Here is a 14994-nt window from a genome sequence, read left to right as displayed (position 1 = left end):
AAAACCAAAAGGGACAAAGGGCTGACAATGTCCATGCAGGCAAAAGTTCAATGTGGGACTTTCAGGACATCCTTACAACAACGGACTGAGCAGCCTTACCAGCGACTCCCATAACCGCTGCAGGAAAGAGCGGTGGGTAAGGTTGCGTACATCCTCCAGGGCAACGCTCTTCCCCTGGTCGTCAAGGAAAATCGCCTTCACACGCAAGGCAATATCCCGGTCATAGAAGAAGGCGTTGGACTCAAAGTCGTTCTCAAAACTGCGGAAGTCTACATTCGTTGATCCGATGGTTGCCATTGCGTCATCTGTAACGAGAAGTTTCGAATGGTTGAAGCCTGCCTTATACAGATATACTTTCACGCCTGCCTTGACCGTCGCCATCACGTACGACCGGGAGGCCCACTCTACAATCTTCGTGTCCGTCTCGTAAGGTATCATCAGCCTTACATCGACACCCGACAGGGCTGCCGTACGCATGGCAAAGAGTATGGGATCGGTAGGAAGAAAATAAGGTGTTTCCATATAGACATAATGCTTGGCGCTGGCAAGCACCCTGACATATCCCTGCTCTATCTCCGGCCACAGACTTGTTGGGTTGCTCGTCACAATCTGGACGAGGCTGTCGTTCTCTTCTACTTTGTTCACAGGATAATAACCGTGGTCGGCAATCAGCGACTGGCTCACGAAGAACCAGTCTACCAGAAAGGCACGCTGCAGTCCGTAGACAGCAGCACCCGTTATCTTCACATGGGTGTCGCGCCATGCCAGTTTTCCGAATCCCTTCACGTAGCGCATGGCGATGTTCATGCCTCCGATAAAGCCCACCTCGCCGTCGATGACACAGATCTTGCGGTGATTGCGGTAGTTCACTTTGCTTGTAAAGACCGGGAATCGGACGGGCATGAAAGGATAGACCTCTATACCCTCGGCCCGCATACGGTCGAAAAATCGGTTCTTCGTCTTCCATGAGCCTACATCATCGTAGATGACACGCACCTCTACGCCCTGCCGCGCCTTGTCAATCAGAGCATCAGCGACAATCCGCCCCAGCGGGTCGTCGACAATGATGAAAGTGTCCAGATGAATATGGTGCTCGGCCTTTCCGATTTCCATAAGCAGCGAGGGGAAGAATTCGTACCCTGACGTGTATATTTCCGTCTCGTTGTTCTTGAAGGGCAAGGCCCAGTTCTGGTTCATGAAGAGATTGATGAGCGTACGGTACGCATCTGGCAGATGAAGCCGTTTCTGTTCAACGAACTCCAGCATGGACCGCTTCGTCAGCTGGTCCATGCTGTGCTGCCATATCTTGCGCTCCTTGCGGGTGGTCTGCCCGAAGAAGAAGTAAAGGATGATGCCCAGCATGGGGATGAACGTCAGTACCAGCATCCACGCCATTGTCTTGGCAGGCTGCCGGTTGTCCATCAGCACACGTACCATCACCATGATGATGACGACAACATAAATGACCAGGGTAAACCAGTGAACGTAAATCATCCTCTACCTCCTTTCCCGTTCCTATCTTCACGGGATGTTTTTTCTGTCAGTGCCTGTTCTTCGCAGATGCCGGATATAGGCCAGCTCATCCCGTGCAAAGTCGGCATTATCCGGATCATCAGCCATCCGGAGGAGAATCTTCTCCGCCTCGTCCAGCCGGCGCATTTCTATCAGGACATAGGTCTTGCGGCGGTAAAGGAACCGCAGCAAGAGACGGAATCTGGACTCCAACTCTTCTTCGTCTCCGTCTGACACGGCATTGCGCAGTTCGTCCAGAAAACCGTCTATGCTCCTCAGTGATCGGAAGTCACCCATATTGATGAGGCAGTTCACGTATGCCTCGGCATAGCCGGCACGGCAGAGGTCCAGGGTAAACGTTAAATAATAGAATGCACGCTCATACTGTCGCAGCTCATTGTAGCAGAAACCCAGCATGAAGCAGACTTCGAAGAAGACGTTTCGTTCCTCCCTGTTCAGCTTCAGAAAGCCGGAATAGAGCAGCCGGAATGCATTCTCCAGGCTTGCCGTGGCCTCATAGTAACGCTTCTGCTGATAGAGAACCTTGCCTCGATAGACGAACCCTCCGGCATCCATGTTTACCACATTGGCAATCAACTGCTGTTCCTCCGTAAGCTGCCTCGCTTCGCCGGAGACAATCTTGCTCTTGGCTTCCTTCCACATATAAACGAACTCATCCTGCAGCTGCTTTGTGCTGCGGAGGTCGTATGCCAGCAAAGCGGAATGCGACTCCACCTGCATCTCCTTTGTATGCAACGAACGGTCCGAAGCTGCCTGCAGGGGCAGCAGCGTCGCAGCGACCTGATAGTAGAGAATGTCGGCGCAACTGTCTGCCTGCTGGAGGCTGAAAGTCATACGGCGGCGTGTCGCAGGATGGGACGGAAGGAAAAACATCAGGTCGAGCATGGCCTTCGGACGGACGAACGCTCCGCCGGCGATCAATGCGTCCGACAGGTTGTAGGCTGCAATCGCCTCACGGTCGCTGATGACCGTAATCCCATCTGCCACGACCGTCAGTTCCGAGAATATGACATCCACCCTGCCGAAAGCCCTATCCATCCACTGCTCCAGCGTGGCCGGTTCCTTGTCATTATGACGCCATCCCGGTGCCGTCTGCTGGTGAGAAAGCTCCTGCTCGTGCAGGAGGAAGATACTGCGTGAAAAGTCTTTCACAGCCTTTTCCAGGTCGTTCGTACCCGCATTCCCGGCTTCACGTTTCACCTCACCCAGATGTCTTATGAATGAGTTCTGCCATGCAAATGCATCCACCATCGCCGACGAAAGGATATCCTTGGCACGGTCTTCATCCAGCAGGAGCATCGTCAGGATGTGCAGGTCGATGACATTCGTTTTTTCATTGACAGTATAAGTGAAGCGTGGACCGTCAGAATTGAGGTTGGACTGGTTGCACACCTGGCGCACGATGTTTATATCATTCATGTCAGCCTCGGCAAAGAAGAGAAACGACAGTTCCACCTGCGGATGCCGGCTGGAGATGCTTATGCCGAAGTGTCCGCTCTGGAAGTCGAAGCGTACCGTTGCCGCATCCTTCTCTTCCTGCCATTCTCCGGTGCAGTTGAGTGCTTTCAGGGCCTTCGACACAATCCGCCTGTTCTCGTCCGGCGTGAGGTTCGAAAGCTGAAGTGGCTGCCTGAATATTTTTCTTATCTTGTCTATCATACCAGAATATCACTACCTAATTTCTTCGCCAGCTTGTTGCGGAGGGTCTGTATCTTCATGATTTCTTCCATGATTTCCTTCATTTCCCCAGCATCCTTCACCTGCGTCAGTCTTGCATTGAGTTCTTTCAGATGGGACGAGACATAATCGAGACGGAAGTCGGCAATGAGGTGTACCACACGGTCGCACAGTGTCTTTTCCGTTTCCTTTACCTGCAGGCTCTCCGAGAGCTGAAAACGGTCGACACCCAGTTTCACGGCCGCAGATGCAACATGGATGTCGGGATGCTGCATGAAGTATTCCTCTGCCTTGAAGTTCTCCTCCCCGCTATGCTCTACAGCCTCCTGGAGCATTCTCGCATAAAGCGGATCCGAGAAGCCGAGATTGTCACTGCCGAGGTCAAAGGCTATGTACTGCGCCACTGTCAGACTGTACAGCTGCCCGCTCTCCTCGTCCTTCACGTCACGGAAGATGACCTTTTCGCCGTCTCTGACGATGACCTGCATGAGCATCTGTTCCACTTCCGGCACCTGCGGGGCAGGTACTGCTGTCTGTCCGTCTGTCTGCTGCTGTATGATTGCAGCCCGTTGCTGCTGCTGTTCTCTTGTCTGCTGTTCCCGGTCGGAATAGATGTTCCGGTTCATCTGTTCCATCAACGTACGCTCCGACACGCCGGTACGGTTGGCACACTCACGGATGTAGGTGTCACGGAGTATCGGATCTTTGATGACAGAGACACTCCGGACGATCGAACTGACGGCTTCTGAACGCTTGACAGGGTCAGTAACACCATTGAGAAGAATGTTTATTTTGAAGACGATAAAATCCGTCTGGTTGTCTTCTATATACTTTCTGAAATCCTCCGCACTGTGACTGCGTGCGAACTCATCGGGATCTTTTCCGTCAGGCAGCAGCAGTACCTTCACATTCATGCCCTCAGACAGCAGCATATCCGTTCCTCGCAGGGCGGCATGCTGCCCGGCGGCATCACCGTCATAGAGCAGAACAATGTTGGATGTGAAGCGGTGCAGGAGGCGGATCTGGTGCACGGAGAGTGCCGTCCCGCTGTTGGCGACAACATTCTCGATGCCGCACTGGTGCATGGAAACGACATCCGTATATCCTTCGACCATATAGACGAGGTCGTACTTGGCAATGGCTTTCTTCGCCTGGAAGATACCATAAAGCTCGCGTTCCTTGTGATAGATGACACTGTCGGGAGAGTTGACATACTTCTGGGTCACTCCTTTCGTGCGAGCATCCAGCAGACGGCCGCCGAAAGCCGTCACCTTACCGCTCACACCTATCCACGGGAACATCACACGCCCATTGAAACGGTCGACGAGTTCTCCGTTCTCACGCTCGAAACAGAGACCTGTCTTTATGAGAAAATTTCTCTGAAAACCTGCCTTCAAGGCAGCATCAGCAAAGGCATGACGGCCCGACAGGCAGAAACCCAACTGGAACTTACGGATAATGTCATCCCTGAAGCCGCGGCTGCGGAAATACTGCATACCGACAGCCATGCCGTCAACATCGTTGTGCAGGATATTTTCAAAATACCTCGCAGCCCATTCGTTGACCAGGAACATCGACTCCCGCTCGTTTTCCTGCTGCTTCTCCTCCTTCGTAAGTTCCCGCTCGTGTACCTCGATGTGATACTTGTTTGCAAGCCACTTCAAGGCTTCGGGGTAAGTCATCTGCTCATGTTCCATGATGAACTTCACCACATTGCCCGCCGCACCGCATGAAAAGCATTTGTAAACGCCTTTCACCGGACTGACGGAGAACGATGGTGTACGGTCATCATGGAAAGGGCACAAGCCTTTGTAGCTTGTTCCTGCCTTGCGTAAAGAAACGAAATCGCTGATTACCTCAACGATATTCGCCGCATTCATAATCCTGTCTACGGTCGGTCTGTCAATCATTATGCTACAAAGATAACATAAACCGATGATATGACAAAACAAGAACAGAAAAAAAAACAGCACCGGTCAGGCTGATATGTTCCCGACCGGTCGGGAATGCGGTTCCCAGACGTTGGGAACCGCATTCCCAAGCCTTGGGAATCCAGTTCCCGGATAGTCGGGAAACGGCGGTCCTGTAGATGTGGAGGTAAGATGTAGACGTTGTGTGATGTCGATACATCTGACTGCTGTTCTCTCCCAATCAGTTCCAAGACAGTGACGGCAGGACGGTTTTTACGGCTTTTATTTGTTTGTTTTGCAAAAAAACAGTACTTTTGCCATCAAACACGTGACAGAATTTCTAAACAACACATTATTATATTTATGAGTTTGAAAATCGTTGTACTTGCCAAGCAGGTACCTGACACAAGAAACGTGGGGAAGGATGCCATGACAGCCGAGGGAACGGTGAACCGTGCCGCGCTGCCTGCCATCTTCAACCCTGAAGACCTGAACGCACTGGAGCAGGCGCTCAGGCTGAAGGAACAGAACCCGGGGTCTACCGTGGGGATACTGACCATGGGGCCTCCACGTGCCGGCGAGATTATCCGCCAGGGGCTCTATCGCGGCACCGATACCGGCTGGCTGCTGACCGACCGCAAGTTTGCAGGTGCTGACACGCTGGCTACATCCTATGCACTGGCTACGGCCGTGAAGAAAATCGGCGATGTAGACATTATCATCGGTGGTCGTCAGGCGATCGACGGCGACACGGCACAGGTGGGGCCGCAGGTCGCACAGAAACTGGGACTCAACCAGGTTACTTACGCCGAGGAAATCCTTAAGATTGAGGACGGCAAGGCTACAATCCGCCGCCACATCGACGGAGGTGTTGAGACCGTCGTGGCACCGCTGCCGGTGCTTGTCACGGTAAACGGCACCGCTGCTCCAGCCCGTCCCTGCAATGCCCGTCTCGTGATGAAGTACAAGTATGCTACCTGTCCGATGGAACGAAAGGGCGATGAGCCTTGGACACAACTTTACGAGGAACGTCCTTACCTGACCCTGAACCAGTGGTCGGTAGCCGATGTTGACGGCGACGAGGTTCAGTGCGGCCTGTCCGGTTCGCCTACAAAGGTGAAGTCGGTACAGAACATCGTCTTCCAGGCCAAGGAGAGCAAGACGCTCACCGGCTCGGACGAGGATGTAGAGGGGCTCGTAAAGGAACTGTTAGAAGAGAAGATTATCGGATAAAAGCCTCTCCCCCAACCCCTCTCCGAATGGAGAGGGGCGTAGAATGTTCTGTCAAACATAAGATAGAACATTATGGGGAGATATCATATAAACATAAGAAAATCCCCCAGCAAGTGAAGCATTTCACTCCCCTCTCCAATCGGAGAGGGGGGCGGGGGTGAGGCCTATGAACAACGTATTTGTATATTGCGAAATAGAGGAAACCACCGTACAGGAGGTTTCACAAGAGCTGCTGACCAAGGGTCGCAAGCTCGCAAACGAGTTAGGCGTGGAACTCCACGCCATTGTTGCCGGCAGCGGTATCAAGGGGAAAGTGGAAGACCAGATTCTTCCCTACGGTGTAGACAAGCTGTTTGTCTTCGACGGCGAGGGTCTCTTCCCTTACACATCAGCACCGCACACGGACATTCTGGTGAACCTGTTTAAAGAGGAGAAACCGCAGATCTGCCTGATGGGGGCTACTGTAATCGGCCGTGACCTCGGTCCACGTGTATCGTCCTCACTGACCAGCGGACTGACAGCCGACTGTACACAGCTTGAAATCGGCGACTACGACGACAAGAAAGCCGGCAAGCATTACGAGCACCTGCTCTATCAGATCCGTCCTGCCTTCGGCGGCAACATCGTGGCGACCATCGTCAACCCTGACCACCGTCCGCAGATGGCAACCGTCCGCTCGGGTGTCATGCAGAAGGCTCTCTATGAGGGCAAGGCAAAGGGCGAGGTTGTCTATCCTGATGTAGCGAAGTATGTACCGGAGGTGGACTATGTGGTAAAGGTCATCGACCGTCATGTCGAGCCTGCACAGAACAACCTCAAGGGTGCGCCGATCGTTGTTGCCGGCGGCTACGGTGTCGGCTCAAAGGAAGGTTTCGACCTGCTCTTCAAGCTGGCAAAGGAACTCCATGGAGAAGTAGGTGCCAGCCGTGCCGCCGTGGATGCAGGCTGGGCTGACCATGACCGCCAGATCGGACAGACCGGTGTCACCGTCCACCCGAAAGTGTACATCGCCTGCGGCATCTCCGGCCAGATCCAGCACATTGCCGGTATGCAGGACAGCGGCATCATCATCTCCATCAACAACGACCCCGACGCTCCCATCAATGCCATTGCCGATTATGTCATCAATGGTACCGTTGAAGAGGTAGTGCCGAAGCTGATAAAGTATTATAAGCAGAACAGTAAGTAACGGCCCCTCCCCCGGCCCCTCCCCAAGAGGGAGGGGAGTGAAATGTACAGAGAGGTGTTGAAAGGACGGAATAGGACTATTCCACTTATATTCAGAAGACGTTATTATCTGACACGCAATCCACCATGAGCGAGGATAGGAGAAAGAAGAAGTTGGGTTATGAAACCTCATCACCTGACAGGTATCATATCTTGAAGGACTATGCAAAGGAGAATCGAAAGGAGATGACGCTTGCAGAGAGTATCCTTTGGAACGAGCTAAGAGGTATGAGGGGTGATTGCCACTTCAGAAGACAACACCCGATCGGCGACTTTATTGTCGACTTCGTATGTCTTTCTCACAACTTGGTTATAGAGGTTGATGGAGCTTATCATAATGAATCTCAGCAAATGACAGATGATGCGACGAGGACAGAATGCCTCAACGACATGGGTTTCAACGTACTTAGATTCACGAATGATGAGATTTGCACGGAACTTGATAACGTCACTGAACAAATAAACGATTTTATAAACAACGAATAAAGAAGACCCCTAACCACCAGGAACAGAACATTCTACTCCCCTCCCTTTGGGGGAGGGGAAAGGGGGGAGGGGCCACTACACTTTTAATATGGCAAATTATTATACTGACCACCCGGAAATAGCGTTCCATCTGGAGCACCCGTTGATGAAACGCATCGTAGAACTGAAAGAACGTAACTATGCTGATGCCGCTGCACACGCTGACGCACCGGTGAACTATGAAGATGCGATTGAGAACTACAAGCGCATCCTGGACATCACAGGCGACGTGGCGGCGAACATCATCGCACAGAACGCCGAGGCTGTCGACCAGGAAGGTCCGCACCTCATCGACAACCGCATGCACTATGCCAGCAAGACGCTGGAAAACATCGAGGCTACACGTCAGGCCGGACTGTGGGGTGTCTCCATGCCCCGCCGCTATGGCGGTCTGAACCTGCCGAACGTCGTCTTCTCCATGCTGTCCGAGGTGATTGCTGCCGCCGATGCCGGTTTCCAGAACATCTGGTCACTGCAGTCGTGCATCGACACACTCTATGAGTTCGGCAATGAGGAACAGCGTCAGAAGTACATCCCACGTATCTGCGCAGGTGAGACCATGTCAATGGACCTCACTGAGCCTGATGCTGGATCCGACCTCCAGCGTGTCATGCTCAAGGCTACCTTCGACGAAAAGGAAAACTGCTGGCGACTGAACGGCGTGAAGCGTTTCATCACCAACGGAGATTCCGACATCCACCTCGTCCTTGCACGTTCGGAAGAGGGTACACGTGACGGACGCGGACTGTCCATGTTCATCTATGACAAGCGCAACGGAGGCGTTGACGTGCGCCACATCGAAAACAAACTCGGCATCCACGGCTCTCCTACCTGCGAACTGGTCTATAAGAATGCGAAGGCAGAGCTCTGCGGCAACACACGCATGGGCCTCATCAAGTACGTGATGGCACTGATGAACGGCGCACGTCTCGGCATCGCCGCACAGTCGGTCGGTGTCGAGCAGGAGGCTTACAACGAAGGACTGGCATACGCCAAGGAGCGCGCACAGTTCGGAAAGAAGATCATCACGTTCCCGGCTGTCTACGATATGCTCTCCCGTATGAAGGCGAAACTCGATGCCGGCCGTTCTCTTCTGTATCAGACGGCACGCTACGTCGACCTCTACAAAGCACTGGAAGACATTGCGCGTGACCAGAGGCTCACACCGGAGGAACGTCAGGAGATGAAGAAATATACCCGTCTGGCCGATGCGTTCACACCCTTGGCAAAGGGTATCAACTCCGAATACGCCAACCAGACCGCCTACGATGCCATCTCTATCCACGGCGGTTCCGGCTTCATCATGGAGTACAAGAGCCAGCGGCTGTACCGTGACGCACGTATCTTCTCCATCTATGAGGGAACGACGCAGCTGCAGGTGGTTGCTGCCGTGCGTTACATCACCAACGGCACTTACCTCTCTATCATGAAAGAGATGCTTGAGGATGAACTCGCCTGCGACTGCATGAAGGCGCTGCGCGACCGTGTCGCCCGCCTCGTCCGGCTCTATGAAGAGGCGGTCGAGAAGGTGAATGCAGGCGAGAACCAGGATGTCCACGACTTCCTCGCACGCCGGCTGTATAACATGACTGCCGACATCATCGGTTCCCTCCTCCTCATCGAGGATGCCGCCAAGGCACCGGAGCTCTTCAAGAAGTCCGCCAACGTCTTCGTCCGTATGGCAGAAGAAGAGGTGATCGGCAGCACCGCTTACATCAAAGCCTTCAACCCGGAAGACCTTGAGCAGTTCAAGGCAACAGACGACGAGCCTACCGAAGCATAACGAACAATACACAAGAAACATCTAAAGAGGGGGGAGGATGTCAACACGTCCTCCCCATCTTTTTCCCTATCACGGAATCCGAATCATGAACCAAGAAGAATACAATCAATTGGACTACAACTACGCTCACTGTGCCGGTACGAACTGTCCGAAAGCCAATCAATGCCTGCGCCACACAGCCTACACCCTGCTCCATACGAACACACGGGAGTATTTCACCGTTACCAATCCACAGGTGATAACCGGCAGGCAGCCCTGTCCCGCCTATGATGCCGACCGCAAAGAACGCTTCGCATGGGGCATCTCCCACATTTATGACAATGTGCGGGCGGCCGATCTTCATCGTGTCAAACAGGAGGTAATGTCTTGTTTCAGCACTTCACTCTACTATCATATCAAACAGCAACGGCGCGCAATAACAGAAAAGGAGCAGTCCTGCATCCGTTCTGCCATCACTGACATGGGGTATGACGGAAACCTTATTGAGTTCGACAGATACGAAGAGCAATACCCGACATTGATGCGAATAGCACGCCAGAAATAACTCTTCAACGTTGTTTTGCATAGTTGGTTACGCTCCCGACACTGTCACCTCGGTCTTTAATAAGACAGTGTATAACGGATTGTATGACTTTATACAACCGATTGTATATAGGTATACAACGGATTGTATGACAATATACAATGAATTGTACAACGGCAGACAATTTTATACAATTACTTTGAGAGCAGAATAAAACATACGACTTTGTGGTGATATGCAGAATTACCTCTATCTTTGCAACACGTATTTAAAAGAAAAGAATATGATGAGATACATTAAAGCGAGCCTATTATTGGTAGGCTTCCTATTGGTTCAGTCTACCACAGCAATGGCACAATGCCCAATTAAAGAGCAGATTATGAATGGTGACGATGAGGGCGAAGGACTGGAAAAGGAAAGACGTGAGAGGGAGAAGACATCTGTCAGCCACACATTGATCATCTTCTTCGACAGGAAGACCGGCAACAAGCCCCTGCTGAAAGCCATCAAGAAGCAGGGCTGTACCCTCCTTTACAAATACAAGGAGTTCAGCGGGGTCGCCGTCAAGGTTGATGAAAACCAGGACATCGACAAAACCATTGCCGACTTCAGGAAAGTAAAAGGCGTCGTGAGCGTCAATAAAGACGGTATCATGCAGTTGCAGTAACAAAATCTGCTTTTATAAAGAAAAACTAAATCCAAGCCACAATGCAGGGAGCATTGCGGCTTGAATTTAATTGCAGGTTACCTCAAAAACAGAATCCACCTAACAATACATCTAATCAATCACCATGAAATAGTATTTAGTCCTCTATCAGGAAAATAGTTGTGAAGATGATAAATTTATCGTATATTTGCAATGGAATTGTTTATTACTTCGATAATGAGATTTTCACAATGCTGAACAGAATTATCATAGATGGTTACAAATCTATCCACCACGTAGATTTAGAATTGAGACCGATCAATATACTGATTGGTTCAAATGGTGTTGGCAAAACCAACTTCATTTCTTTTTTCAGACTGATAAACATCATCTATGAGCAACGTCTGCACAACTATACGATGCAGAACAGTGCAGAAAGACTGTTTCATTATGGGCGAAAGCAAACCAAAGAACTGAAAGGCTATCTGGAATTTGGCGACAATGCCTATGGGGTAACGCTTCAGGCACGGAACAACGGAAGTCTGTTTATCGCCGAAGAAAGAAGCTACTACCAATCAAGACCCAACGTTGTCTCTAACTTAGATGAAAGTTATATCAAAGACTCAACCACCTTTAGCGACAAGTGGCTGAGAGAATACCTCCAAAGTTACAAGATTTTCCACTTCCATGACACAAGTAAAGGCGCACCGTTGAGAAGCAGTGCAAATATCAATGACAACCGTTTTCTCAAGACTGACGGAAGCAACCTCCCGGCGTTTCTATATATGCTGCAAGAGAAACATCCCAAGACACTGAAAAGGATAGAACTGACGATCCGTTCTGTTATGCCTTACTTTGGTAATTTCTCTCTTGCACCATCTCTGCTCGACGAAAGCCAGATCAACTTACAGTGGAGTGATATGGAAAATAACGAGAAGTATTTCGATGCCAATGATTTATCTGATGGCAGCATACGGTTCATTGCTCTTGCCACACTACTGCAACAACCTACCTTGCCCAAAGTTATTATCATTGACGAACCAGAACTGGGCCTGCACCCGACAGCTATCGTCAAGCTGGCTGGTATGATAAAATCCGTTGCTTCCAGAAATTGTCAGGTTATCATATCCACACAGTCGGTAAACCTTATCAACAACTTTGATGCTGAAGATATTATCACTGTAGACCGCAAGGACAGGCAATCCTCTTTCAACAGACTGAACAACGACACACTGCAAAGCTGGTTAAATGATTACTCTTTAGGAGAATTATGGACAAAAAGCATAATTAACGGACAACCAAAATTGCTATGAAAAGACTGGTAATAATCGTAGAAGGCGAAACCGAAGAAAGTTTCGTCAATAATATACTCCGTCCTTTTTTCTGTTCCAAAGGACTGTATAATACCATACAATGCTTCAAGACAAAACACTCGCATGGGGGAGTTTCCAAATACTCTTACATCAAAAAGGACATTCTGAACACAATATATGAAAAAGATGTAATCGTATCAATGATGATAGATTTCTACCGTCTGCCTTCAGACTTTCCCGGTTTCAGTGATCTGACAGCAACACAAACGCACAAGGAACAAGCAGATCTGCTCGAAACAAGAATAAAGAAAGACTTGGAAGACACTCAAAAACATCAATTCGATAACTTCATCCCCTATATCCAACTTCATGAATTTGAGGCTTTGGTGTTTGCTTCCATCAATGGGATAGACTCCCTGTTTGAAAGAAACGAAATGGATTACAAAGGATTAATAGATGTCATCCAACAACATCCTAATCCCGAAGACATTAACAACCACCCCGACACGGCTCCTTCCGTGCGATTGAAAAAACTTATCCCCGGTTATAATAAAGTGTTACATGGAATAGATATTATCAATACTGTGAGGATGTCTGAGCTGCTGGAGAAATGCCCCAGATTCAAAACATGGGTGGAAAGTATGGAAGGAGCCCTTGAATAAAAGGGTAACACGACCATACTTTCCACACTATCCTCCTACCGGCTCATTGTCAGCACAACCTCTTTCCCATTCTCCAGGCTTACGGTGCCGCTATAGACCCTATTGTCCTTGCTGATCTGCTTGTCAGCAGCAGTATGGTACACCTCCAGCTGATAGCTGCCGGGAACGATGTTCTGCATCTTAAAGTCGATATCATACCGGCAGATGCAGTTTGTCGCCATATCCTTATCGGGGTACAGAACGAGGACGATTTTCCCTTCGCTGCTGCTTGCATCAACATGGAACAGTTCGATGGCACAGTTGTCCATAAAGTCGGCAAAGCGTGCATTGACGATGTTATCCGCACCGAGCGTAAGATGCAGCACAGACTTCTGTCCTACAAAATTATTATAGTATTCAGGACGGGAATCCAGCTGCGAGGCAGAGGCCTTGCAGCCTGACGACTTCACATCACTTACTCCGACATTTCCGATAACGGTATTCTCTGTGGAGCAGGCGGTCATCAGTACCAACAGGCCGAAGGCAGTCAGACGTTTGATTGTTTTCAGTTGTTTCATGTTCATTCCTGTTTAAAAGTTAGTCAATCCGATAGAAGTATAGTGCAAATATACCGTTTTTTTTCCAGTTGGAAGCTTTTTCGGTAATAAAAAACGCTATCTGATGCAGGAATGATGTAAGCGGTCCCCTTTCCCTCTCCCCACCCGAAAGGGGATGGGGAATAAGGAGGAAGTGCTCACTGTACAGGGGTCTGCTCGTAGATTTTCAGGCCGAAAGCATTGGCATACGCATAGACGTGCTCGAGAATATCGGCCATCGAATGCTCGTAGGGAATCCAGTCTTTTGTGCGTAGGAAGAAATAGAGTTCAATCGGCACACCCGCCTGTGTGGCCTCCAGCTGGCGCACGAGGAGCGTCATCTTCTCATTGACATCTTCCCGTTTGGCAAGGTAATGCTCCATATAATGGCGGAAGAGTGCCATGTTGACGACCTCCCCCTTCAGCTCCTCCTCCTTCACGAATCCCTGCTCCAGAAGCTGCTTCCGGAGGCTGTCATCCACTACACGGATGCTGCGCACGTCGAAGTAGACCATCTTCTTCACCCGCTGTCCGTCCACATCCTGCACCCCTTTCCAGTTCTGGAAGATACCGCTGACGAGTGTCAGGGGCGGCACGGTGGTGATGGTATTGTCGGCCTGCCGCACCTTTACGGTAGTGAGTGTGATGTCCATGACCGTTCCGTCCACGAATCCGCCGGGTACGGTGATATGGTCTCCGATGTGTATCATCTCGTTGCTGGTCAGCCGGATACCGGCGACGAGGCCGTCGATGGTGTCCTTGAACACCAGCATGAGGACAGCCGAAGTCGCTCCCAGGCCGGCAAGCAATGCCATCGGACTGCGATTGATGAGAATACCGATGACGACAACCACGGCGATGAAGATGGCAAGAATCTTCAGTACGCCGCAGAACGACTTGAGATACTGGCTCGTGGAACTGCCGGGGCGGGTGTTCAGATAACGCAGACGGTCGATGATGCCGGTAATCAGACGTGTCGCAGCGATGGTGAGATAGACCGCCGTGAGCCGACGCAACCCCTCCTGCACCATGGGGAACTGATAGAAGACGAGCGGCATCAGCTGCCATATCACCAGTGCAGGGGCAATGTGGCAGGCCGTTCGCAGTACCTGACGATCGAAGACAACATCGTCCCAGTGCGCTTCGGTACGCTTCACCAGCCGGAGAATGAGCGGCACGAGGATATACTTACAGAGCCGTTCGGCAAAGAATGCCAGCAGGAGGGCAACCACGGCCAGCAACACATGGCGCACGACGGGTACGGCATGGCCGTGTACACCTAACGAAAGGATAATGTTCTCTACGAAGATTCTGATTTCCTCAAGTGCGTCGTTGACAAAATGACGGGGAGGTGTTAATTTGAAATTCATCATTCACAAATCCTAAG

13 protein-coding genes are annotated in these 14994 nt (G+C 50.8%); 8 read left to right on the top strand and 5 right to left on the bottom strand.

What is annotated here, in order from left to right; genetic code table 11:
* Nucleotides 1-72 precede the first annotated feature (72 nt).
* Genes cls through dnaG form a run of 3 tightly spaced genes read right to left on the bottom strand, consistent with a single transcriptional unit; the run spans nt 73 to nt 5120 of the window.
* A complete protein-coding gene (gene cls, locus DYH27_RS01770; RefSeq protein WP_013671640.1) occupies nt 73-1494 on the bottom strand; it encodes a cardiolipin synthase in 1422 nt (473 codons plus the stop codon).
* Nucleotides 1495-1521: 27 nt separating this feature from the next.
* Nucleotides 1522-3192, bottom strand: a complete 1671-nt coding sequence (locus tag DYH27_RS01765; protein WP_029216481.1) for a hypothetical protein — start codon at nt 3190-3192, stop codon at nt 1522-1524.
* Nucleotides 3189-5120 (bottom strand): DNA primase, encoded by a 1932-nt coding sequence (dnaG, locus tag DYH27_RS01760; protein ID WP_029216482.1) that lies wholly within the window; start codon nt 5118-5120, stop codon nt 3189-3191. The genes DYH27_RS01765 and dnaG overlap by 4 nt, the downstream gene beginning before the upstream one ends.
* Nucleotides 5121-5483: 363 nt before the next feature.
* Between dnaG and DYH27_RS01755 the strand changes: the two genes are divergently transcribed.
* From DYH27_RS01755 to DYH27_RS01720, 8 genes are all read left to right on the top strand, one after another.
* The gene (locus DYH27_RS01755) at nt 5484-6353 is read left to right on the top strand and encodes an electron transfer flavoprotein subunit beta/FixA family protein (RefSeq protein ID WP_025067992.1); all 870 of its coding nucleotides are present in this window, start codon (nt 5484-5486) and stop codon (nt 6351-6353) included.
* Between the two features lie 166 nt (nt 6354-6519).
* On the top strand, nt 6520-7542 hold the full coding sequence (locus tag DYH27_RS01750) for an electron transfer flavoprotein subunit alpha/FixB family protein (RefSeq protein ID WP_013671644.1): 1023 nt from the start codon (nt 6520-6522) through the stop codon (nt 7540-7542).
* Nucleotides 7543-7667: 125 nt separating this feature from the next.
* Complete coding sequence (locus DYH27_RS01745; protein ID WP_025067991.1) at nt 7668-8066, top strand: endonuclease domain-containing protein; 399 nt, start codon at nt 7668-7670, stop codon at nt 8064-8066.
* A gap of 88 nt (nt 8067-8154) precedes the next feature.
* Nucleotides 8155-9888 carry an acyl-CoA dehydrogenase family protein gene (locus DYH27_RS01740; RefSeq protein WP_029216483.1) on the top strand — a complete coding sequence of 578 codons (1734 nt, stop codon included), beginning with the start codon at nt 8155-8157 and terminating at the stop codon, nt 9886-9888.
* A gap of 85 nt (nt 9889-9973) precedes the next feature.
* Nucleotides 9974-10432 (top strand): DUF6078 family protein, encoded by a 459-nt coding sequence (locus DYH27_RS01735; protein WP_025067990.1) that lies wholly within the window; start codon nt 9974-9976, stop codon nt 10430-10432.
* Between the two features lie 262 nt (nt 10433-10694).
* Complete coding sequence (locus DYH27_RS01730; protein ID WP_025067989.1) at nt 10695-11078, top strand: protease inhibitor I9 family protein; 384 nt, start codon at nt 10695-10697, stop codon at nt 11076-11078.
* A 230-nt stretch (nt 11079-11308) separates the two neighbouring features.
* A complete protein-coding gene (locus DYH27_RS01725) occupies nt 11309-12370 on the top strand; it encodes an AAA family ATPase (protein ID WP_025067988.1) in 1062 nt (353 codons plus the stop codon).
* Nucleotides 12367-13032: a DUF4276 family protein gene (locus tag DYH27_RS01720; protein ID WP_025067987.1), complete on the top strand. Its 666-nt coding sequence runs from the start codon at nt 12367-12369 to the stop codon at nt 13030-13032. Before DYH27_RS01725 ends, DYH27_RS01720 begins: the two co-directional genes overlap by 4 nt.
* 35 nt (nt 13033-13067) lie before the next feature.
* Here DYH27_RS01720 and DYH27_RS01715 read toward each other — a convergent pair whose 3' ends face one another.
* Nucleotides 13068-13589, bottom strand: a complete 522-nt coding sequence (locus DYH27_RS01715) for a hypothetical protein (protein WP_025067986.1) — start codon at nt 13587-13589, stop codon at nt 13068-13070.
* Nucleotides 13590-13765: 176 nt separating this feature from the next.
* Nucleotides 13766-14980, bottom strand: a complete 1215-nt coding sequence (locus DYH27_RS01710) for a mechanosensitive ion channel family protein (protein ID WP_025067985.1) — start codon at nt 14978-14980, stop codon at nt 13766-13768.
* Between the last annotated feature and the right edge of the window lie 14 nt (nt 14981-14994).

Source organism: Prevotella denticola, from assembly GCF_900454835.1.
Taxonomy (GTDB): domain Bacteria; phylum Bacteroidota; class Bacteroidia; order Bacteroidales; family Bacteroidaceae; genus Prevotella; species Prevotella denticola.
The sequence above is the reverse complement of the archived record's forward strand: the minus strand, read 5'-3'. Positions and strand labels throughout refer to the sequence as shown.